General features: G+C 72.2%; 22 protein-coding genes and 1 riboswitch. Of the genes, 11 read left to right on the forward strand and 11 right to left on the reverse strand.

The annotated features are described in order from the left end of the window. Positions 1-276: 276 nt before the first annotated feature. Entirely contained in the window at positions 277-1,035 is a 759-nt protein-coding gene (locus OG927_RS08445) for a class I SAM-dependent methyltransferase (RefSeq protein WP_056784171.1), read from the reverse strand. Between the two features lie 156 nt (positions 1,036-1,191). Next, positions 1,192-1,713 (reverse strand): SAV_6107 family HEPN domain-containing protein, encoded by a 522-nt coding sequence (locus tag OG927_RS08450; RefSeq protein ID WP_056784174.1) that lies wholly within the window; start codon positions 1,711-1,713, stop codon positions 1,192-1,194. Positions 1,714-2,001: 288 nt separating this feature from the next. Here OG927_RS08450 and OG927_RS08455 point away from each other — a divergent pair, with 288 nt between their 5' ends. The 4 genes from OG927_RS08455 (at position 2,002) to OG927_RS08470 (ending at position 7,473) form a co-directional block, all read left to right on the forward strand. Further along, a complete protein-coding gene (locus OG927_RS08455; RefSeq protein WP_330321306.1) occupies positions 2,002-2,787 on the forward strand; it encodes an ATP-binding cassette domain-containing protein in 786 nt (261 codons plus the stop codon). Next, a complete protein-coding gene (locus OG927_RS08460) occupies positions 2,759-4,846 on the forward strand; it encodes a YhgE/Pip family protein (RefSeq protein WP_209470682.1) in 2,088 nt (695 codons plus the stop codon). The genes OG927_RS08455 and OG927_RS08460 overlap by 29 nt, the downstream gene beginning before the upstream one ends. 29 nt (positions 4,847-4,875) lie before the next feature. Beyond that, positions 4,876-5,487, forward strand: coding sequence for a TetR/AcrR family transcriptional regulator (locus OG927_RS08465; protein WP_056784181.1), 612 nt, complete (start codon positions 4,876-4,878; stop codon positions 5,485-5,487). 468 nt (positions 5,488-5,955) lie between these two features. Then, the gene (locus OG927_RS08470; RefSeq protein ID WP_330319922.1) at positions 5,956-7,473 is read left to right on the forward strand and encodes a phytoene desaturase family protein; all 1,518 of its coding nucleotides are present in this window, start codon (positions 5,956-5,958) and stop codon (positions 7,471-7,473) included. A gap of 34 nt (positions 7,474-7,507) precedes the next feature. On the opposite strand, the gene OG927_RS08475 is transcribed toward OG927_RS08470, so the two are convergent. The 6 genes from OG927_RS08475 to OG927_RS08500 all read right to left on the reverse strand — a co-directional run bounded on the left by OG927_RS08475 (position 7,508) and on the right by OG927_RS08500 (position 12,408). Then, complete coding sequence (locus OG927_RS08475; protein WP_330319923.1) at positions 7,508-8,479, reverse strand: hypothetical protein; 972 nt, start codon at positions 8,477-8,479, stop codon at positions 7,508-7,510. Positions 8,480-8,529: 50 nt separating this feature from the next. After that, positions 8,530-9,447, reverse strand: coding sequence for a methylenetetrahydrofolate reductase [NAD(P)H] (gene metF, locus OG927_RS08480; RefSeq protein ID WP_079099543.1), 918 nt, complete (start codon positions 9,445-9,447; stop codon positions 8,530-8,532). A gap of 167 nt (positions 9,448-9,614) precedes the next feature. After that, on the reverse strand, positions 9,615-10,265 hold the full coding sequence (gene thiE / locus OG927_RS08485) for a thiamine phosphate synthase (RefSeq protein ID WP_330319924.1): 651 nt from the start codon (positions 10,263-10,265) through the stop codon (positions 9,615-9,617). 105 nt (positions 10,266-10,370) lie between these two features. Continuing rightward, the gene (locus OG927_RS08490; RefSeq protein WP_056784195.1) at positions 10,371-10,736 is read right to left on the reverse strand and encodes an Rv2175c family DNA-binding protein; all 366 of its coding nucleotides are present in this window, start codon (positions 10,734-10,736) and stop codon (positions 10,371-10,373) included. A gap of 69 nt (positions 10,737-10,805) precedes the next feature. Then, positions 10,806-12,038 carry an NAD(P)/FAD-dependent oxidoreductase gene (locus OG927_RS08495; RefSeq protein ID WP_330319925.1) on the reverse strand — a complete coding sequence of 411 codons (1,233 nt, stop codon included), beginning with the start codon at positions 12,036-12,038 and terminating at the stop codon, positions 10,806-10,808. Between the two features lie 28 nt (positions 12,039-12,066). Next, positions 12,067-12,408, reverse strand: coding sequence for a hypothetical protein (locus OG927_RS08500; RefSeq protein WP_056784199.1), 342 nt, complete (start codon positions 12,406-12,408; stop codon positions 12,067-12,069). A 51-nt stretch (positions 12,409-12,459) separates the two neighbouring features. After that, positions 12,460-12,572: riboswitch (TPP riboswitch) on the forward strand. Here OG927_RS08500 and thiO point away from each other — a divergent pair. The 5 genes from thiO (at position 12,570) to OG927_RS08525 (ending at position 17,750) form a co-directional block, all read left to right on the forward strand. Further along, positions 12,570-13,763 carry a glycine oxidase ThiO gene (gene thiO / locus OG927_RS08505; RefSeq protein WP_330319926.1) on the forward strand — a complete coding sequence of 398 codons (1,194 nt, stop codon included), beginning with the start codon at positions 12,570-12,572 and terminating at the stop codon, positions 13,761-13,763. Its footprint overlaps the riboswitch before it by 3 nt. Further along, complete coding sequence (gene thiS / locus OG927_RS08510) at positions 13,760-14,002, forward strand: sulfur carrier protein ThiS (protein WP_124282609.1); 243 nt, start codon at positions 13,760-13,762, stop codon at positions 14,000-14,002. The genes thiO and thiS overlap by 4 nt, the downstream gene beginning before the upstream one ends. Positions 14,003-14,004: 2 nt before the next feature. Next, a complete protein-coding gene (locus tag OG927_RS08515) occupies positions 14,005-14,799 on the forward strand; it encodes a thiazole synthase (RefSeq protein WP_330319927.1) in 795 nt (264 codons plus the stop codon). A 128-nt stretch (positions 14,800-14,927) separates the two neighbouring features. Continuing rightward, a complete protein-coding gene (gene pknB / locus OG927_RS08520) occupies positions 14,928-16,853 on the forward strand; it encodes a Stk1 family PASTA domain-containing Ser/Thr kinase (RefSeq protein ID WP_330319928.1) in 1,926 nt (641 codons plus the stop codon). Positions 16,854-16,856: 3 nt separating this feature from the next. Further along, positions 16,857-17,750, forward strand: coding sequence for a deoxyribonuclease IV (locus OG927_RS08525; RefSeq protein ID WP_330319929.1), 894 nt, complete (start codon positions 16,857-16,859; stop codon positions 17,748-17,750). Between the two features lie 61 nt (positions 17,751-17,811). Here the strand turns inward: OG927_RS08525 and OG927_RS08530 are convergent, their stop codons facing one another. Next, positions 17,812-18,444, reverse strand: a complete 633-nt coding sequence (locus OG927_RS08530; RefSeq protein ID WP_056784216.1) for a sulfite oxidase-like oxidoreductase — start codon at positions 18,442-18,444, stop codon at positions 17,812-17,814. A 156-nt stretch (positions 18,445-18,600) separates the two neighbouring features. Between OG927_RS08530 and bfr the strand changes: the two genes are divergently transcribed. Next, the gene (gene bfr, locus OG927_RS08535; RefSeq protein ID WP_030583510.1) at positions 18,601-19,080 is read left to right on the forward strand and encodes a bacterioferritin; all 480 of its coding nucleotides are present in this window, start codon (positions 18,601-18,603) and stop codon (positions 19,078-19,080) included. A gap of 51 nt (positions 19,081-19,131) precedes the next feature. Here the strand turns inward: bfr and OG927_RS08540 are convergent, their stop codons facing one another. Both OG927_RS08540 and OG927_RS08545 read right to left on the reverse strand, forming a co-directional pair. Then, entirely contained in the window at positions 19,132-19,401 is a 270-nt protein-coding gene (locus OG927_RS08540; protein ID WP_056784221.1) for a (2Fe-2S)-binding protein, read from the reverse strand. 159 nt (positions 19,402-19,560) lie between these two features. Then, positions 19,561-20,907 (reverse strand): class II 3-deoxy-7-phosphoheptulonate synthase, encoded by a 1,347-nt coding sequence (locus tag OG927_RS08545; protein ID WP_056785886.1) that lies wholly within the window; start codon positions 20,905-20,907, stop codon positions 19,561-19,563. Positions 20,908-21,010: 103 nt separating this feature from the next. Between OG927_RS08545 and OG927_RS35975 the strand changes: the two genes are divergently transcribed. Further along, positions 21,011-21,067 (forward strand): trp operon leader peptide, encoded by a 57-nt coding sequence (locus OG927_RS35975; protein WP_124282800.1) that lies wholly within the window; start codon positions 21,011-21,013, stop codon positions 21,065-21,067. Positions 21,068-21,149: the final 82 nt, after the last annotated feature.

A 21,149-nucleotide genomic window follows, 5' to 3' on the forward strand; every position in this document is an offset into this window, starting at 1 on the left:
AGTCCTCCTCGTCGTCGGCCGCGGGGGGCGACCGGTATGCGGCCCTTCCAGGATAGGCAGGGATTCGCCCCCGTGAAACCCGCCCTCTAGCCATAGCCAGTCCGGACCGCCATGTCGGCTCGGCTGCTGAGGCGTAGATTCCCCGACCTCCGATCCGTCATGCCGGATGGTGTCACCCGATCATACGGGGCCCGCGCCCCGATCGGGTGTTCCGGGCGGTACTCCGTCTGCAGCTGCGTTGCTGATCAGCCGTGCTCCGGCTGCCCGCGCCACGGCTCAGACGCGCTTCTCGCCCAGAACGTGCAGCTGGGTCGCCACCGCGTGGAAGGCCGGCAGTTCCGCGACGGCTGCCTCCAGGCGCAGGAGCGCCTCCACGGCGCCGGGCTCGGTATCCACCAGAACGCCCGGTACGAGGTCGGCGAAGACCCGCACCCCGTGGACCGCGCCGACCTCGACGCCCGCGGCGGTGACCAGCTCGGTCAGCTGCTCGGCGGTGAACCTGCGGGGCACGGGGTCACCCTCGCCCCAGCGTCCTGCCGGGTCCGTCAGTGCCTGCCGCGCCTCGGTGAAGTGGCCCGCGAGCGCCCGGGCCAGGACCGCACCGCCCAGTCCGGCACCGAGCAGGCTGAGCGCGCCGGACGGACGCAGCGCCTCGACCGCGTGCCGTACGCCCTCTGCGGGGTCGTCCACGTACTCCAGGACCCCGTGGCACAGGACCGCGTCGTAGCCGGCGCGGTCCACCACCTCGAACAGGCCCAGGATGTCGCCCTGGACTCCGCGGACCCGGTCGGCGACCGCGGCCTCGGCGGCGCGCCGCTCCAGGGCGAACAGGGCGTTGGGGCTGGGGTCCACCACGGTGACGCGGTGCCCGAGCCGGGCGACGGGCACCGCGAAGTTCCCGGTGCCGCCGCCGGTGTCCAGCACGTCCAGGGCATCCCTGCCGGTCGCCTTGACCCGACGCTCGAGAGCGTCCTTGAGGACGTCCCAGACCACAGCGGTACGGAGGGAGGCACGGGGGCGCAGCTGGTCCGACACGGCAGTTGACTCCTCGGCACGGTGCCGCCACGGACGGCGGAGCGTGAACAGTGCAGGTGGTTACGGGTGCTGTCCACCCTATTGCCTCGCACCGCCGTCCCGGCCCCCGCCTCGCGCCACCGGCGCGGGGGCCGTTCCCTTCACCGCCCGGGGCCGCTACCGGGGCCGGTCCCTCCGCGGCTGCGGCAGGACCGGCTGGAGCACCAGAAGCCGTTCGACCAGGCGGAGGAACATGGCCGCGTCGCGCAGCAGGTCGTCGGCGTCGCGGATGGTGGCCGCGCCGGGTATGCCCGCTTCCGCGCGGGCCCGGCGCCCGGCCCCGGAGGCGAACAGGGCGCTCCATTCGGTGAGTTCGGGGGCGATTTCCGGGAGGACCTCCCAGGCGCTGCGGATCCTCTCCCGGCGGCGCCTGCTGGTTTCGGGCCGGCCACGGGCGGCCAGCACGGCTGCTGCGGTGCGCAGCGCGGCCAGATGAGCGGTGGCGTAACGCTCGTTGGGCACGTCGAGGACGGCGGCCTCGTCCAGGCCGCTGTGGGCCTGGGCGAGCAGATCGAGAGCGGCGGGCGGCGCCGTGGTGCGGCGCAGAACGGGGTGGACGTCGGTTGCCGGACCGGTCAGTGAGGGTGCAGGGCTGCCTGCGCGGCGCCGCGGGGCAGCGGCTGCGGACGAGCTGGCCATGACGAACCTCCTGTCGTCGTGTGACGGCTTCGTGGCCGTATGCATCCATCGTGACGGACACCACTGACAATCCCTCAGAAATACCCTCTGACCTGGCATTCCATGCATCCGGCCGACCGATTGCCCACCGGAGGGCAGGCCTGCGGGCCCGCCCCGCCCGGTGCGCGGCCGCCCGGCCCGCGGGAGCGGGGGCACCCGGCGTTGTGCATCGCCCGCGAGTTCGGGTAACTTTTTGCACTGACTGGTCAGTGCAAAAGATCGATGGTCGGACAGAGGGGTGGGGTCGTCGTGGACAGCCCGCACGGGGCGGCAGTGAGCGCCGAGGACTTCGGACTGGAGGGGCCCCGCGGCTGGGCCTTCCAGGGAGTGGACTTCACCGCGGATCCCGGATCGCTGGTGGCGGTCGAGGGCCCGTCCGGCTCCGGCCGCACCTGCCTGCTGCTCGCGCTGACCGGCCGGATGCGTCCCACCCGGGGCCATGCGGAGGTGGGCGGCCACCGCGTGCCCGGCCGGCTCGCCGCCGTCCGCGGGATCAGCGCGCTGGGACCCGTCCCCGGGGTGAACGACCTCGACCCCGCCCTCACCGTCGCCGAACACCTGCGGGAACGGGCACTGCTGCAGCGCCGCTTCGACGGTTCGGTGCGCTCCCTGCTGCGCCCCCGCGCCGAACGGGCCGCCACCGCACGGGCGGTGATCGACACCGCGCTGGAGGCCGCGGGGCTGGACCCGGCCGCGCTGCCGAAGGCCGGACGCACCTCCGTGCGGGACCTGGAGCGCATCGAGTCCCTGCGGCTGTCCGTGGCCCTCGCGCTGATGGGCCGTCCGCGGCTCCTCGCCGTGGACGACACCGACCTCAAGCTCTCCGCGGCGGACCGCGCCGCGGCCTGGAAGCTGCTGCGCGCCCTCGCGGACGGCGGGACCACGGTGCTCGCCGTGTGCAGCGAGGCCCCCGAGGGCGCGCTGACCGTCCGTACCGGAGCCCCGGCGGGGAACGAGAAGGCCGCCACCGAGGCGGACGACGACACGACCGAGGAGGAGACGGCCGATGCGATCGCCGAAACTGGCCGCGCTTGAGCTCAGGCGGTTCGGCAGGGGCCGGATGCCGCGTGCCGCACTGGTGGCGCTCCTGCTGCTGCCCCTGCTGTACGGCGCCCTGTACCTGTGGTCGTTCTGGGATCCCTACGGGCGGCTCGACAGGATCCCCGTCGCGCTCGTCAACGAGGACAGGGGCACGAGCACCGGGGGCGAGCACCTCACGGCCGGTGACGACATCGCCGGCCGGCTGCTCGACTCCAAGGTCTTCGACTGGCACGAGGTCGGCCCGGAAGAGGCCGGGAGAGGAGTGGAGGACGGGACGTACTACCTCTCGCTGACCATGCCCGCCGACTTCAGCAGGCGGGTCGCGTCCAGCGCGGGCGACTCCCCCGAGACCGGCGCCCTCCAGGTCCGTACGAACGACGCCAACAACTACATCGTCGGGCAGATCTCCCGGACGGTGTTCGCCGAGGTCCGCAGCGCCGCCTCGACGCAGGCCTCGCGCGGCTTCCTCGACCGGATCTTCATCAACTTCTCCGGCCTCCACGACGCGACGGCCAGAGCAGCCGCGGGGGCGGACGACCTCGAGAGCGGTGTCACCAAGGCGAAGAAGGGGTCCGAGGACCTCGCGGACGGGCTCAAGGACGCCAAGTCCGGCAGCGGCACGCTGTCCGGCGGGATCATCAAGCTCGACAAGGGCGCGGGCGATCTGGAGACGGGGTCCCGGCAGGTCGCCGGCGGCACCCAGCTGCTCGCCGACGAGGTCAACAAGGTGGCCGCCGACGTACGTCCGTTCCTGAAGGACAACGGCAAGGCGATCGGCGACACCGCCCGGCTGGTCTCCGACTCGTCCGAGGCCGTACGGGACAATCTCGACCTGCTGGCCGAGACGGCGCCCACCGCTTCCGCCGCCGCCCACACGGCCTCCGACGACCTGGCGGAGGTGTACCGCGTCCGCTGCGAGGAGCAGCCGCTGCCCGACCCGGGGGTGTGTCCCCAGCTGAAGCGCGCGACGACCGCGGCGGCCGATGTCGCCGGGGTCGCCGACGACGTGAACACGCTGGTCACCAAACAGAACGGCGATCTGACGAAGCTCCGCGCGCAGCTGACCACCCTGCAGAAGCAGGCGGACGCCCTCGCGAAGCGGTCACCGGACCTGGACACGGACCTGGAGTCCGCCGTCGCGAAGATCAACGCGCTCAACACGGGTGCCCACAAGGTGGCCAAGGGCGCCGACACGCTCCACACCGGGCTGGGCACGGCCAAGACCGGTGCCGGAGACCTGGACACGGGACTGGGGAAGCTCAAGAAGGGCGCGAAGAGCCTCGACAGCGGGCTGTACCGGCTCGGTGACGGCTCGGCGACGCTCGCCCAGGGTCTGAACGACGGCGTCGGCAAGATCCCCGACTACGACAAGAAGGACCGCGACGACCGTACCGGCGTCATGGCCGACCCCGTGCGGCTGGCCTCCTCGTCGCTGCACGCGGCCCCCAACTACGGCACCGGCTTCGCCCCGTACTTCATCCCGCTCTCGCTGTGGGTGGGAGCGATGGTGGCGTACATGCTGATCCAGCCGCTCAGCCGGCGGGCGCTGTCGGCCGGGGCGCCGGCCTGGCGCATCGCGTTCGCGGGCTGGCTGCCGGTCGCCGCGATCGGCCTGCTCCAAGTCGTCGCCCTGATGTCCGTGCTGCACTGGCAGCTCGGCCTGGAGATGACGCACCCAGTCGGCACGATCGCTTTCCTCGCCCTGGTGACCTGCTGTTTCGCCGCGATCGTGCAGTGGCTGAACGCCCGCTTCGGCGCGGCGGGACGCATCCTCGTCCTGGCGGTGCTGATGCTCCAGCTGACCTCGGCCGGGGGCACGTACCCCGTGCAGACCAGCCCGGGCTTCTTCGGCGCGATCCACCCCTACCTGCCGATGACGTACGTCGTGGACGGGCTGCGCAGGCTGATCACGGGCGGCGGTCCCGGCCCGGTGTGGCAGGCCTGTGCCGTCCTGCTGGCCTTCACCGCGGGGGCCCTGGCCCTGACCGCGCTCTCGGCCCGCCGCAAGCAGGTGTGGACCCTGGACCGGCTGCATCCGGAGCTCAGTCTGTGAGCGCGCCCGGACCTGTGAGAATCGTCGGTATGGACAGCAGTAGCACCACGCGCCGCCAGGCCACGCGGCAGAAGCTCTACGAGGCGGCGGTGACCCTCATCGCGGAGAAGGGCTTCTCCGCGACGACGGTGGACGAGATCGCCGAGCGTGCCGGGGTGGCCAAGGGCACGGTCTACTACAACTTCAAGAGCAAGACCGAACTCTTCGAGGAACTGCTGCGGCACGGTGTCGGGCTGCTGACGGCGTCGCTGCGTTCCGCCGCCGAGGAGACCGACGCGCGCGAGGGCACCCGGGTCGAGGCGCTGGACGCGATGATCAGGGCAGGGCTGGTCTTCATCGACCGCTACCCGGCCTTCACCCAGCTGTACGTCGCCGAGCTCTGGCGTACGAACCGCGCCTGGCAGTCGACCCTCCTGGTACTGCGCCAGGAGGCCGTCGCCGTGGTCGAGGAGGTGCTCCGGGACGGTGTGGCCAACGGTGAGCTCAGCGACGAGATCGACATCCAGCTGACGGCCGCCGCGCTCGTCGGGATGGTGCTGGTGGCGGCCCTCGACTGGCAGGCCTTCCAGCCCGAGCGGACCATCGACGACGTGCACTCGGCCCTGTCCCTGCTGCTGCACGGCCGTGTCAGCGGGCGCTGAGGCCCCCCGGGGAACACGACGGCGCACGAAGACGCCGGGCCGGTGGAATTCGATCCCCCTCGAATTCCACCGGCCCGGCGTCCTGGTGACTCCGCAGAACCCTCCCCGTGACCCCGTTCCCCCGTGGTCCCCGGGCTCTCCGTCGTACCCCCGTCGCGTCCGGAGCGCCGCACCGTTCCGCCGCCCCGTGCCGGCGGTCCCGGCGCTGCGCCCCTTCCGTGGTCCCCACTCTTCCGTCCGCAGCGGGCCCGGCCCATCCGTATCCGTACTCATCTCCTCCACTGGGTAGGGATACTCAGACCTGTGTGCCGGGGCCCACCTGCCCGGCCCGCGACGGGTCACGATCGTGTCCTCGGCCCTGCTCCCCCGGTGGTCACCGGACTTCCCGGGTTCACCGGCGCCCCGGCGGAACGGTCCGGCACCGGCCTCACGGACGACCTGCCGGCTCCACCCCTTAGGGTCTCTGACATGGCACGAATTGCGGTGATCGGCGCCGGGACGGGCGCGATGGCGGCGGCTGCGCGGCTCGCCGTGGCAGGCCACCGGGTGACGGTGTACGAGCGGTCCGGCACGCACGGCGGCTCGCTCGGCCGCCATGCCCGGGACGGCTTCGTCTTCGACACCGGCCCCTCGCTGCTCCATCTCCCGGCGGTCTACCGCGATCTGTTCGTGAAGACGGGCAAGGAGCCCCTGGAGCAGTGCGTCACGCTCACCCAGGTCGATCCGGCGAGCCGCCATCTCTTCGCGGACGGCACGGCGGTGTCGCTGCCCAACGCTTCACGGGCCGGCGTGGTCGGCGCGCTGGACGAGGCACTCGGGGCGGGCGCGGGGGCCCGCTGGGGGGAGTTCATGGACCGGGCGGGAACCGCCTGGGACCGGTCGCGCAGGCCCCTCCTGGAGGAGCCCCTGCGCGACGACCGGCAGGCGCTGGGCCGGGACCCCTACCCGGCGGTGCGCCGGCGGAGGCTGCTGCGTCCCGCCCGGCAGGCGGGGACGGTGGCGGAGGTGGGCCGCCTGGAGCTGACGGATCCCCGGCTGGCGGCCCTCCTGGACGGATACGCCCTGTCGTACGGCCTGGACCCCCGCCACGCACCGGCCGCCGCGGCCCTCCTGCCGTACATGGAGGAGACCTTCGGAAGCTGGTACGTCGCCGGGGGGATGCGGGCGCTCGCCGACGCGGTCCACGAGCGGTGTCTGGCCCGTCGTGTGACGTTCGTCTTCGGCGCCGAGGTGGTCCGGGTCGCCGAGAAGGACGGCCGGGCCGCGGGCGTCGAGCTGGCGGACGGCACGGGCGTGGAGGCCGACCACGTCGTGCTGGGTGCGCAGCCGCGCCCCGGGCTGCTGCCCGGTCAGGAGCGATGGCCGGGCGCGGTGTCCGGGGATCTGCCGGGCGCGCGGCGCCACGGGGCGCCGGGCCGCTTCCTGGTCCTGCTCTCGCTGCGCGGCGCCCGGGAGCCCGGTGCCGTGCACCGGACCGTGGTGCACCCGGCGGACGGGGCGTCGGAGCAGGAGGCGGTGTTCGGGGGCCGGACCGCGGAGCGGCCCACGGTGACGGTCCTGCGTCCGGACGACCCGGCCACCCGCCCGGACGAGGAGCACGAGGCGGTGACACTGATGGCAACGGTGGCTCCGCACGGACCGGTCGACTGGACGGACACCGCGCTGTGCGAGCGGTTCACGGACACGATGATCGGCCGGGCCGCCGAGGCCGTACCGGGCCTGCGAGAGCGGATACTCCGCTCCGAGGTGCGCACCCCGGTGGACACCGAGGCCGACACGGGCGCCGAGGGCGGTTCGGTGCCCGCTCCGGCCCTGGCGGGGGCGGGCGGCGCCTACCTGCACGCCGGGAACCGCACACCGCTGCCCGGCCTGTACCTGGCCGGCGGCTGGTCACATCCCGGTGGCGGACCGGCCCACGCGGGGATGTCGGGTGCCCTGGTCGCCGGACTCGTCGTGGAGGGCGACGGCTTCCGCGGCTCGCAGTGAGCCGCGGACCGCGCGTCGGGGTCCGGCCGGCCGGTCAGTAGCGGTACTGCTCGTTCTGACCGGTGTCGTACCCGTTCCCGTACGGGGCGGGCCGGGTCGGCGCCTCCGGGGGCAGCGGGGGGTACTGCTCGCTCTCGCGCTGCTGCGGGACCCAGACGCCGCCCGGCGGGGTGTCGGAGGCGTACTGGTCGGAGTGGGCGTCGGTGGGCTGCTGCGCGCCGTCGTAGGTGTCGTAGGCGTTGCCGTAGCCGTCGTACGCGGCGTACTGCCCGGTGCCCGTGGTGGTGCCCGACCCGATGTACGGGTCCGAGTAGGCGGCGTAGCCCGCCTGTTCGCTGCCGTAGTCGTACTGCCCGGTGGCGTAGCCGTCCTGGCCCTGGTGGACCTCCTGGCCCTGACCCTGGTACGTCTCCTGGCCCGGATAGGTCTCCTGGGGCTGGTAGGCGCCCTGGCCGCTGTACGTGTCCTGGGCGGGCTGCGCGTAGCCGGTGTACGGGTCGTAGGGGGCGTACTGCGGCTGCTGTTCGCTCTGCGGGTCCTGCTGGTCCCTGGCGTCCCTGGCGGAGTGGGCGGCATCGGTGTAGATGCCGTACTGGCCGGTATCGTCCGGCAGCGGCTGCGGTTCGTAGACGGCGGAGGCCGCGGTCTCGGGGGCGGCCTCCTCGTACTCCAGGCCGGAGACCTCGAGTACGGGCTCCCGGCCGGCGGACCGCTCGTTGCCACCGCGGCGGCGACGACGGCTCTCACCGGGGCTGCCGCCTATGGCCCAGCCGGTGGAGAAACCCTTCCGGAAGGAGAGCGTCACATACGTCTGCCCCGTCGCGAAGGCGATCGCGCCGAGGGCGATCACCGGCACGGACGCGATCAGCACACCCAGGACCACACCGAGGAAGCCGCCGAAGGCGAGCAGCCGCCAGCGCAGGCGCGCCTTGTACTGCAGCAGCACCTCGCCCAGCAGCCACAACGCCACGATGCCGAATGCGATGTAGAGGACCGTCCAGCCCACGCCCGCCCCCTCCTGCGGCCACCGCCCCGGTTGGTGGCGGGTACGGCCGGTCACGACTGCTTGTGCAGTCCGAGATTCTCGTAGATCTCGAGCGTCGCCGTCGAGTTGTTGAGCGTGATGAAGTGCAGCCCCGGGACACCCTCGGAGAGCAACTTCGCGCAGAACTCCGTGGCGAACTCGATGCCAATGGAGCGTACAGCGGCGGGGTCGTCCTTGGCGGCGAGGATGCGGTCTTTCAGTGCCGGAGGCAGGGACGCGTTGCTGAGCTGGGCGAATCTTTCCAGCTGTTTGACGCTGGTGAGCGGCATCACCTCGGGAATGACCGGGGTTTCGCAACCCGCAGCGACCACGCGGTCACGCATCTGCAGATAGCTCTCCGGATGGAAGAACATCTGGGTGATCGCGTAGTCGGCCCCGGCGCGGCACTTGTCCACGAAATTCCGGACGTCGGAGTCCCAGTCGGCCGACCGCGGGTGCATTTCGGGAAAGGCCGCGACGCCGACGCAGAAATCACCGGATTCCTTGATCAGTCGGACGAGGTCGGCGGCGTACCGCACGCCCCGCGGGTGCTCGACCCACTCGCCCATCGGGTCGCCGGGCGGGTCTCCGCGCACCGCGAGGATGTTGCGGATCCCCGCGTCGGCGTACTGCCCGACCATGTTGCGCAGTTCGGCGACGGAGTGGTCGACGGCGGTGAGGTGCGCGACCGGGATGAGCGTCGAGTCGGCGGCGATCTGCTGGGTCGCCCGCACGGTCCCGGCACGGGTCGAACCACCGGCCCCGTACGTCACGGAGACGAAACTCGGACGCACCGCCTCGACCCGGCGCAGGGCGTTCCAGAGGTTCCGCTCGCCCTTTTCGGTCTTGGGCGCCCAGAACTCGAACGAGTACGACGTCTTGCCGGTCGCGAGCAGCTCACGCACGGTGCGAGCGTGATCCGTCCTGGTGGAAGGTGTGCCAAGGGCCATACTGGGAGGTTAACCAGGGCTCGGCGGTACCCCAACCGGACAGCGCGATTTGACCGGAATGAGACGGTTGTTGTCCACCCTTCGGACAGCCGGCCCTCTGGGTGGGCGGCCCCGCGGTGGACCGCCCCGCGGTGGACCGCCCCGCGGGGCGCGAGGTCCGCTCCGGCTCAGACGGCGCGCGCCCGGACGCGCGCGGCGAGTGCCGCCGCCGCCCCGGCAGGATCGTCCGCCTCGGTGATCGCCCGCACGACGACGACGCGGCGCGCGCCGGCGTCCAGCACCTCGTCCAGGTTGCCCGCGCCGATCCCGCCGATGGCGAACCACGGGCGCGGCTGTCCGAGCGAGGCGGCGTAGCGCACGAGGCCGAGGCCCGGCGCGTGCCGGCCGGGCTTGGTCGGGGTGGGCCAGCAGGGGCCGGTGCAGAAGTAGTCGACGCCCGTCTCGGCGACGGCGGCGTCGACCTCGGACTCGGCGTGGGTGGAGCGGCCGACGACCACATCGCCGCCGATGACGGCGCGGGCGGCGGGCACCGGGAGGTCGCCCTGTCCGAGGTGCAGCACGTCGGAACCGATGGCGTGGGCGACATCGGCCCGGTCGTTCACCGCGAGCAGCTTGCCGTGGCGCTTGCAGGCGTCGGCGAACACGGCGAGGTGGTCGAGCTCCTCCGCGGCTTCCATGCCCTTGTCGCGCAGCTGGACGATGTCCACCCCCGAGGAGAGCACGGCGTCGAGGAAGTCCGGCAGGTCGCCCTGCCGCTTCCTGGCGTCCGTGCACAGGTAGAGCCGGGCGTCGGAGAGCTGCGAGCGAGGCGTGGACATGTGGTGTTCCCCCGTCGGTGCGTCAGTGGTCACTGTGTCGGTGCAGCCGTGAGCGGAGTGCGGGCCGTGTCTGTCACGGCCCGCACTCCGCTCACGGTCGTACGGTCAGACGGCGAGCGCCTGGGCCCGGCGCTTCACCTCCGTACCGCGATTCTCACTCAGGGCCTGCGCGGGTGTTCCGGGCAGGCTCGGGTCGGGGGTGAAGAGCCACTCCAGCATCTCTTCGTCCTTGTAGCCGTCGTCCCGCAGGAGCGTCAGGGTCCCTGGGAGACCCTTGACCACCTTGTCGCCGTCGATGAAGGCGGCGGGCACCTGCAGCGTCCGGTTCTCACCACGTCGTACGGCGATCAGCTGGCCCTCCTTGACCAGCTGGCGTACACGCGTCACCTCGACATCGAGCATTTCCGCGATGTCGGGAAGGTGGAGCCATGCGGGGACGAGAGCATCGATCTTTGCGTCAATCTCGGTCACAGGGACAAGCGTGCCATCCCGGACCGGCAGTCGGTAGCCGGGCCGACCGTACGGGGCCCCCGCCCGGTCCTAGAGCACCGCCGATCTCAGCGGTACGGAGGGGTCGGCGGCGCGCACCGGATCGATCCGCGCGCCGGCCTCGACCAGCTTGCGCCCCTGGGCGAGGTCGCGCGGCCTGCCGACGGCAAGGACCGCGACCAGGACGCCCGCGCGCAGCCAGCAGACGGTCCAGGCGGCCTCGGCGGGGTCTCCCCGCCACAGCAGCGTGTCGGCGCCGGCGTGGTGGCCCGCGTACTGCACGAAGCGGCCGAACTGCTCGGACCAGAAGTAGGGCACCGGGTCGTACGTCCGCGGCAGCCCGTCGGCTACCGCGGCGGCGACCGCCCGGGGCCCCTGGAGGGCGTTGTCCCAGTGGTGGACGAGCAGACGCTCGCCGTAGCGGGCGGAGGGGAAGGACGCGCAGTCGCCCACGGCGTACACGTCGGGCAGCGAGGTGCGCAGGGAGCCGTCGGCGGTGACCGAGCCGTCCGGACCGAGCGCGATGCCCGAGCCGGCCAGCCAGCCGGTGGCGGGGCGGGCGCCGATGCCCACGATCACCGCTCCGGCGGGGACGGCCCGGCCGTCCGTCAGGTGGACGGCGCCCGGTTCGACGCGTGCGACCCGGGCGCCGGTGAGGAGTTCCGCCCCGCTCTCGGCGTACCAGGCGGCCATCGGAGCGGCGACCTCGGCGGGCAGGGTGCCCGCGAGGGGGCGTCCGGCGGCTTCGACGACGGTGACCGCGCAGCCGGCGGCGCGGGCCGCGGTGGTGAACTCGGCGCCGATCCAGCCGGCCCCGACGACCACGACGTCGTGCTGCCTCTCCAGTACGGGCCGCAGCCGTTCGGCGTCGTCGAGGGTGCGCAGCAGGTGCACCCCGGGGACCCCCTCCGAGCCGGGCAGGACGAGGGGCTCGGCCCCGGTGGCGAGCACCAGGACGTCGTACGGGACGGGGCCCTCCGGGGTGTCCAGCTCGTGTGCCGCGGCGCGCAGGCCGGTCACGTCGAGGCCCAGGCGCAGGGTGATGTCCAGCGCCTCGAAGTCGACGTCGAACGCGGAGTCCTCCGCCTTGCCGAGCAGGACCGCCTTGGACAGCGGCGGCCGGTCGTACGGCTGGTGCGGTTCGGCGCCGATCAGGGTGACGGGGCCCGCGAAGCCCTGTTCGCGAAGTGCCACGGCCGTCTGGACGCCGGCCATGCCCGCGCCGACGACCACGACGCGGCGCGGCCGCTCTCCCGCTGTCCGGTCCCACGTCTGCTCGCTCACCGGGCCAGCCTAGCGACCTGACGGGACGTCAGGAGACGGCCTCCTCCACGACGCTCGTCCCGCTGCCCTCCTGGGACTCCCACTCCCACCGCTCGTCCAGCCGCACCCGGCCGTCGGGAAGGTCCGTGACGACGGACACGCAGTGCCCCGCGGAGGTCGTTCCGTCCTGCTTCAGCTGGACGTACCGGAAGTCCAGCCGGTCCGCGTCCCGGGTGCCGACGAGATGGCCGCGGACGACGTCGCCGCCCGCGTACTCGGCCCAGACCCGCCCCTCCCGCTCGTGGTACGTGAACCGGGTGCGGGTGCCGACCTGACCGGGGGCCTGGTCGGCGACGGGCGCGAGGACGAGACCGTCGAGTGAACGGGCCACGGTGGCTGCTCCCTTACTGGCCGTGGGCGGCGGGGTCTAGGCTGGCCACCGTAAGGCACTCGCGGGAGCCCGGGCGCACCGGGCTGAGAGGGAGGCTGACCGGCCTCCGACCGTACGAACCTGATCCGGGTCATGCCGGCGAAGGGAGGGGCTGGACGCCCATGCGCACCTGCGGGAACACCTCTGACGTCCTGGTCGTCGGGGGCGGCATCATCGGCCTGGTGACCGCCTGGCGGTCGGCCCGGCTCGGCCTGTCCACGGCGGTGATCGATCCGGAGCCCGGCGGCGGCGCCGCCGGGGTCGCGGCCGGAATGCTGGCCGCCGTCACCGAGCTCCACTACGGCGAGCAGATGCTGCTCGGCCTCAACCTCGCCTCCGCCGCGCGCTATCCGGAGTTCGTGGCCGAGCTGGAGGAGGCCAGCGGTCAGGGGACCGGCTTCCGCACCTGCGGCACGCTGTCCGTCGCGCTGGACTCCGACGACCGGGCCCATCTCCGGGAGCTGCACGCGCTGCAGCAGCGTTCGGGGCTGGACTCCGAGTGGCTGAGCGGCCGCGAGTGCCGCCGTCTGGAACCGATGCTCGCGCCGGGGGTACGCGGCGGACTGCGGGTCGACGGCGACCACCAGGTGGATCCGAGGCGGCTGGCCTCCGCCCTGGTCACCGCGTGCGAGCGGGCCGGGGTGGTCTTCCACCGGGTCTGGGCGCAGCGCCTCCTCGTCGCGCGCGGCCGCGCGACGGGGGTCGTCCTGGCGGAAGGTACGGAGACGTCGGCCGGTCAGGTCGTCCTGGCCGGAGGCAGCCTCAGCGGCCGGTTCGAAGGGCTGCCCGAGGCGGTCGTGCCGCCGGTCCGGCCGGTCAAGGGGCAGGTGCTGCGTCTGACCGTGCCGCCCGCGTACGCCCCCTTCCTCAGCAGGACCGTGCGCGCCGTGGTGCGCGGCAGCCATGTCTATCTCGTGCCCCGGGCCAACGGCGAGCTGGTCGTGGGCGCCACCAGTGAGGAGCTGGGCTGGGACACCACGGTCACCGCGGGCGGGGTCTACGAACTCCTGCGCGACGCCCACGAGCTGGTGCCTGGCATCACCGAGCTGCCGCTGACGGAGACCCGGGCCGGACTGCGCCCCGCGTCGCCGGACAACGCGCCGCTGCTGGGTCCGACCGCGCTGCCCGGTCTGCATCTCGCCACCGGCCACCACCGCAACGGGGTGCTCCTGACCCCCGTGACCGGCGACGTGATGGCCCAGGTGCTGACCACCGGCGAACTGCCCGAGGTGGCCCGCCCCTTCACACCGGGCCGCTTCGGCCCGTCCCCCGCAGCCCTCTCCCCCGCCCCCGCGTCCCAGGAGCAGCCCGCATGACAGAGCCCGCCCCCGCCCCCGTGCCCGGTTCCGTGTCCGTCTCGGTGTCCGTCAACGGGGAGCGCCGCAGCGTCCCGGCGGGGACCCCGCTGGACGCCCTGGTCGCGACGCTGACCACCGCCCACGCCGGGGTCGCCGCCGCGGTCAACGAGGCGGTCGTCCCGCGCGGCCAGTGGTCCGCCACCGCTCTCGCCGACGGTGACCGGGTCGAGGTCCTCACCGCGGTCCAGGGAGGCTGACCGTGTCCGACGATCTCCTCGCCCTCGGCTCCACCGCCCTGTCGTCCCGACTGATCATGGGAACGGGCGGGGCGCCGAGCCTCGACGTGCTGGAACGCTCACTGATCGCTTCGGGCACCGAGCTGACGACCGTGGCGATGCGGCGGCTCGACCCGACCGTCCAGGGTTCGGTGCTCTCCGTACTGGAACGGCTCTCGATCCGCGTCCTGCCGAACACCGCGGGCTGCTTCACCGCGGGTGAGGCCGTTCTGACCGCGCGGCTGGCCCGGGAGGCCCTGGGCACCGACTGGATCAAGCTGGAGGTCGTCGCCGACGAGCGGACCCTGCTGCCCGATCCGATCGAGCTGCTGGACGCCGCCGAGGTCCTGGTCGACGACGGCTTCACCGTCCTGCCGTACACCAACGACGATCCGGTCCTGGCCCGGAAGCTGGAGGACGTGGGGTGCGCGGCGGTCATGCCGCTGGGGTCCCCCATCGGTTCCGGGCTCGGCATCCGCAATCCGCACAACTTCCAGCTGATCGTCGAGCAGGCCGGGGTGCCGGTGATCCTGGACGCCGGTGCGGGGACCGCCTCGGACGCGGCGCTGGCGATGGAGCTGGGGTGCGACGCCGTGATGCTCGCCTCGGCGGTGACCCGGGCCCAGGAGCCGGAGCTGATGGCCGCTGCGATGCGGCACGCGGTGGACGGCGGGCGTCTGGCGTACCGGGCCGGCCGGATCCCGCGGCGCCACTTCGCCGAGGCGTCCTCGCCCACCGGGGGCCGGGCGGCGCTGGATCCGGAGCGCCCGGCCTTCTGACGTCGGCGTCCGCGCGACCGGCCCCCGTGTCACCGCACGCACATGTCCCTGTCACGGCTCGGCCCCAGAACGGCCCCGGGCGCACCGGGGCCGTCCGCCGTGTCCGTGGCGGCTCGTAGACTCGTCCTGTGGACACGACCCTCCAGGACCCTCTCGTCGGGCAGCTGCTCGACGGCCGCTATCGCATCGATGCGCTCATCGCCGTCGGCGGTATGGCCACGGTCTACCGGGCCACGGACACCCGGCTGGACCGGGTGCTCGCCCTCAAGGTGATGCACCCCGCGCTGGCGACGGACGCGGCGTTCGTCGAGCGCTTCATCCGTGAGGCCAAGTCGGTGGCCCGGCTCGCGCACCCCAACGTGGTGGCCGTCTTCGACCAGGGCGCCCAGGGCGCGTACGTGTACCTGGCCATGGAGTACGTCGCGGGGTGCACGCTGCGCGACGTGCTGCGCGAGCGCGGGGCCCTGCAGCCCCGGGCGGCGCTGGACATCCTGGAGCCGGTCCTGGCGGCGCTCGGCGCCGCGCACCGGGCCGGCTTCGTGCACCGTGACATGAAGCCGGAGAACGTCCTGATAGGGGACGACGGCCGGGTGAAGGTCGCGGACTTCGGCCTCGTCCGGGCGGTGGGCACCGTGACGGACACCACCGGTTCGCTCCTGGGCACGGTGTCGTACCTCGCCCCCGAACAGATCGAGCACGGCACGGCGGACACCCGCTCGGACGTGTACGCCTGCGGCGTCGTGCTGTACGAGATGCTGACCGGCGGCAAGCCGCACACCGGCGGGACCGCCGCCCAGGTCATCTACCAGCACCTCAACGAGGACGTGCCCGCCCCGTCCGGTGCCGTTCCCGGTCTGGCGGCCGGGCTGGACGAGCTGGTCGCCGCCGCCACGGCCCGGGCCCCCGAGGGCCGGCCCGACGACGCGGTGGCCCTGCTGGCGATGTCCCGCGTGGTGCGTGCCGCCCTCACCGAGGAGCAGTTGGACGCACTGCCCCCGCAGGCCCGCGCGGAGGTGCACGACGCCGCCGAGGACCGTACGAGCGTGATCCCGCGGGTGATCCCGGCCGGCCAGGGCACCGCGCACCACACCAGCCGTCTGGAGATGCCGCCGCCCCTGCCGCCGGAGTCGGGCCGGGGCGGGCGGCGGGGGCGCTTCGCGGCGAATCCCCGGCGCGGGATGCTCGCCGCGCTGGTCGCCCTCCTGCTGGTGCTCGGGGTCGGCGCGGGTGTCTGGTACATCAACGCCGGACAGTTCACCCACGTCCCCTCGCTCATGGGCCAGACCCAGAAGACGGCGGAGGGGCGTCTCTCGGACGCCGGTCTCGGCCTCAGGGGCGTCGAGCGCGCCTACAGCGACACGGTGAAGCGCGGCACGGTGATCAGCAGCGATCCCGCCTCGGGCGAGCAGATCCGGGGGAACGGCACGGTGGAGCTGGTGGTGTCGCGCGGCCCCGAGACCGTGAAGGTGCCCGACATCGAGGGCCTCTCCGTCCCCGACGCCCGGCGCGAGCTGAAGCAGGCGGGCCTGGAGCAGGGCATGGTCACCCGGGAGTTCGACGAGGAGGTCGCCCGGGGTGACGTCATCCGTACGGATCCAGCCGTCGGCACCGCGCGTCACGCCGGTTCCGCGGTCGCGCTGGTCATCAGCAGGGGCAGCCCGGTCGACGTCCCCGACGTCTCGGGGCTCAACGTCGAGGACGCCACCGCCGAGCTGGACGAGGCGGGACTGAAGGCGAAGGTGCTGCCCGGCCGGGTGGATTCCTCCGAGGCCGCGGGCGACGTGGCCGAGCAGACACCCGGCAGCGGCGAGGAGGCGGCCGAGGGAGACACCGTCGAGCTCACGATCTCCAAGGGCCCGCGGATGGTCGGCGTCCCCGATGTGACCGGTCAGGACGTCGACGAGGCCCGGAGCGCGCTGGAGGAAGCGGGCTTCGAGGTCGAGGTCGACCGGCCGTTCCTCTCCTTCAGTGACACGGTCGCGAGCCAGTCGGTCGAGGGCGGACAGAAGTCCCCCGAGGGCTCCACGATCACGATCAGGACCAAGGGTCTCTAGAACATGCGCAATCCTGTGGGCGGACATGTCCCGGTGGCCGGCGGTCTCGCCAAGGTCGGTCTCGGCTACGCGCGGGAGCTGGCGGCGGAAGCCGTGCAGGTCTTCGTCGCCAATCCGCGCGGCTGGGCGACACCGCCCGGGAATCCGGCGCAGGACGACCTGTTCCGCGCGGAGTGCGCGGCGGCGTCGCTCCCCGCGTACGTCCACGCCCCGTACCTGATCAACTTCGGCTCGCACACCGAGGCCACGGTGAAGCGGTCCGTCGACTCCCTGCGGCACTCGCTGCGCCGGGCCAGGGAGATCGGCGCCCTCGGCGTCGTGGTCCACACCGGTTCGGCGACGGGCGGCCGGCCGCGGGCCGAGGCCCTCGCACAGGTCCGTACGCACCTGAGGCCGCTGCTGGACGAGCTGACCCACGACGACGACCCGTTCCTGCTGCTGGAGTCGACCGCCGGACAGGGCTTCTCGCTCTGCTCACGGACCTGGGACTTCGGCCCGTACTTCGAGGCCCTGGACTCCCACCCCAAGCTGGGTGTCTGCCTGGACACCTGCCACATCTACGCGGCGGGTCACGACCTGGCGGGTCCCGCCGGCATGCGGCAGACACTCGACCTGCTGGTGGACACGGTCGGCGAGGGACGGCTGAAGCTGATCCACGCCAATGACTCCAAGGACGTGGTGGGTGCCCACAAGGACCGGCACGAGAACATCGGAGCGGGCCACATCGGCGCCGAGCCGTTCCGCGAGCTGTTCTCGCATCCGGCGACCGACGGCGTACCGCTGATCATCGAGACGCCCGGTGGCAAGGAGGGGCACGCGGCGGACGTGGCACGCCTGAAGGAGCTGCGGGGCGACGGCGTTCCCTCGGTGACCGGGCCCGGGCTCCCCGCGGCATGACCGGCACCGCGGGACACCCCGGGGCGGCAGAGGCCCGCCAGGGTGCACCGCTGTCGCGGGATCAGAGCTCGGGACCGTCCCCGGGCTCCTCCTGATAGGAGTAGCGCTGCTCGCTCCACGGGTCGCCGATGTTGTGATAGCCGCGCTCTTCCCAGAAACCGCGGCGGTCGGCCGTCATGTACTCGATGCCGCGGACCCATTTCGGGCCCTTCCAGGCGTACAGGTGCGGTACGACGAGCCTCAGCGGGAATCCGTGTTCGGCGGTGAGCAGTTCGCCGTCCTTGTGGGTGGCGAAGAGCGTCCCGTCCGAAATGAAGTCGGCCAGTCGAAGATTCGAGCTGAATCCGTATTCGGCCCAGACCATCACATGGGTGACATGGGGCGCGGGCGGTGCCAGTTCGACGACCTCGCGGGCGAGGATTCCGCCCCATTCGGCGCCGAGCATGCTGAATTTCGTCACGCAGTGGAGGTCGGCGACGACGGAGGAGAACGGCAGTGACGAGAATTCCTGGTGATTCCAGCAGTGCTTCTCGCCGTCGGCGGTGGCCCCGAAGACCCGGAACTCCCAGCGGTCGGGCTTGAACTTGGGCACCGGCCCGTAATGGGTGACCGGCCAGCCACGCTGCAGTCGCTGCCCCGGCGGTAGCCCGGACTGCTCTGCTGTGCCGCGTTCCCGGCTTTCCGGCTGACCCATGCCTCCATGGTGACAGACAGGCAGGGGTGGTCATGACCAGGGGAGAGTTGATTCGGGCAACTCATACTAAGCGTGCACTTACTGGACGACCGCCGGGTGCGATGCGAGGATGCGGCGCACACGTGCCCAGTCCACCGGTTGGAAGGAGCCTCTGCGATGCAGGGCGACCCCGAGGTCCTCGAGTTCCTCAACGAACAGCTGACCGCCGAATTGACGGCCATCAACCAGTACTTCCTCCACGCGAAGATGCAGGACAACTTCGGCTGGACGAAGCTCGCCAAGTACACCCGGGCCGAGTCGTTCGACGAGATGAAGCACGCCGAGATCCTCACCGACCGGATTCTCTTCCTGGACGGCCTGCCCAACTACCAGCGGCTCTTCCATGTGCGGGTCGGCCAGACGGTCACCGAGATGTTCCAGGCCGACCGCCAGGTCGAGGTGGAGGCGATCGACCGCCTCAAGCGGGGCATCGAGGTGATGCGCGGCAAGGGCGACATCACGTCGGCGAACATCTTCGAGTCCATCCTGGCGGACGAGGAGCACCACATCGACTACCTCGACACCCAGCTGGAGCTGGTGGAGAAGCTGGGGGAGCCGCTCTACATCGCCCAGCTGATCGAGCAGCCGGAGAGCTGATCCGCCCGGGGCCACCCGTACCCGGAAGGTGCGTCGTCGTCCGGCGGCCGCTCAGGCGGCGTCGGAGAGCCGGACGTCCGGTGTGGTGCCGAAGAGGGAGGGCGCGCCGGCCGGTGTGCCCGTCGACTCCGTACGTGCCTTCAGGAGCTCCCCGCGCGTGCAGTCCCCGCGGCCCAGCAGCGCCTGGATGCGGCGGACGCAGCCGCCGCAGTCCGTGCCGGCCTTGCAGGCGGAGGCGATCTGGCGCGGTGTGCACGCACCGTCGTCCGCATGTTTCTTGACCTGCTGCTCGGTGATGCCGAAGCAGGAGCAGACGTACATGCGGTTCACCTCCCGGCGGGTTCGATCGCTGCGCCGTCCCGACTTTCGGTGAGGCTAACCTAACCTTACCCGTCACCAGCGGTGCGGAAAAGCCCCGGGAACGCCTGTGGGGCACGGATCACATCGATCCGTGCCCCACAGGCGTCTCTCCGGTGGTGCCTACTGGTCGCGGTACATCTCGGCGACCAGGAACGCCAGGTCGAGGGACTGGCTGCGGTTGAGGCGCGGGTCGCAGGCCGTCTCGTAGCGCTGGTGCAGATCGTCCACGAAGATCTCGTGGCCGCCGCCCACGCACTCGGTGACGTCGTCACCGGTGAGCTCGACGTGGATGCCGCCCGGGTGCGTGCCGAGGCCCTTGTGCACCTCGAAGAAGCCCTTGACCTCGTCCAGGACGTCGTCGAAGCGGCGCGTCTTGTGGCCGGACGCGGCCTCGAAGGTGTTGCCGTGCATCGGGTCGGTCACCCACACCACGGTGGCTCCGGAGGCCGTGACCTTGTCGACGAGCTCGGGGAGCTTGTCGCGGACCTTGTCGGCGCCCATGCGCACGATGAAGGTCAGCCGGCCCGGCTCGCGGTCGGGGTCGAGGCGGTCGACGTAGCCGAGCGCCTCGTCGACGGTGGTCGTCGGGCCGAGCTTGATGCCGATGGGGTTGCTGACCTTCGACGCGAACTCGATGTGGGCGCCGTCCATCTGCCGGGTGCGCTCACCGATCCAGACCATGTGGCCCGAGGTGTCGTACAGCCGGCCGGTGCGCGAGTCGGTGCGGGTCAGCGACGACTCGTAGTCCAGGAGCAGTGCCTCGTGCGAGGCGTAGAACTCGACGGCCTTGAATTCGGCCGGGTCCGTGCCGCACGCCTTCATGAAGTTCAGCGCGTTGTCGATCTCGCGGGCCAGGGCCTCGTAACGCTGGCCGGACGGCGAGGACTTCACGAAGTCCTGGTTCCAGGCGTGCACCTGGCGCAGGTCGGCGTAACCGCCGGTGGTGAAGGCGCGGACCAGGTTCAGCGTGGAGGCGGACGCGTGGTACATCCGCTTCAGCCGGTCGGGGTCGGGGATCCGGGCTTCCTCCGTGAAGGCGAAGCCGTTCACCGAGTCGCCGCGGTAGGTCGGCAGCGTCACGCCGTCGCGGGTCTCGGTCGACTTGGAGCGCGGCTTGGAGTACTGGCCCGCGATCCGGCCGATCTTCACGACGGGCACCGAGGCCGCGTACGTGAGGACGGCGCTCATCTGGAGCAGCGTCTTCAGCTTGGCCCGGATGTGCTCGGCCGACACGGCGTCGAAGGCCTCGGCGCAGTCACCGCCCTGCAGCAGGAACGCCTCGCCCTTGGCGACGGCTCCCAGGCGGGCACGCAGCTGGTCGCACTCACCGGCGAAGACGAGCGGCGGATACGACTCGAGGTCCGCGAGTACATCGCGCAGAGCCTCGGCATCGGGGTACTCGGGCTGCTGCGCCGCGGGAAGGTCTCGCCAGGTGTTGCCACCGGCGACGGAGGTATTGGCGTTCACGGTCACGCCCCCAACATTACGGGGTCGGTGACCCCGCCCCTCCGCGCGCTCAACCAATGAGACGCACGCTCGTTTGTCCGGTGCATCCGCTAGGGTTCGGGACATGTTCGCGCAGAAGACCCAGAACTGGTGGTGGACCGCTCATCCGGCGGCCCGCTGACTCATCGCGCGTACAGACTTCGCGAAGGCCGCCCGAGGGGCGGCCTTCTCTGCGTTTCGGAGCCGGGAGCCGTTCCTCCATC

The organism is Streptomyces clavifer (assembly GCF_036345975.1).
In the GTDB taxonomy this organism is placed as follows: Bacteria; Actinomycetota; Actinomycetes; order Streptomycetales; family Streptomycetaceae; genus Streptomyces; species Streptomyces clavifer.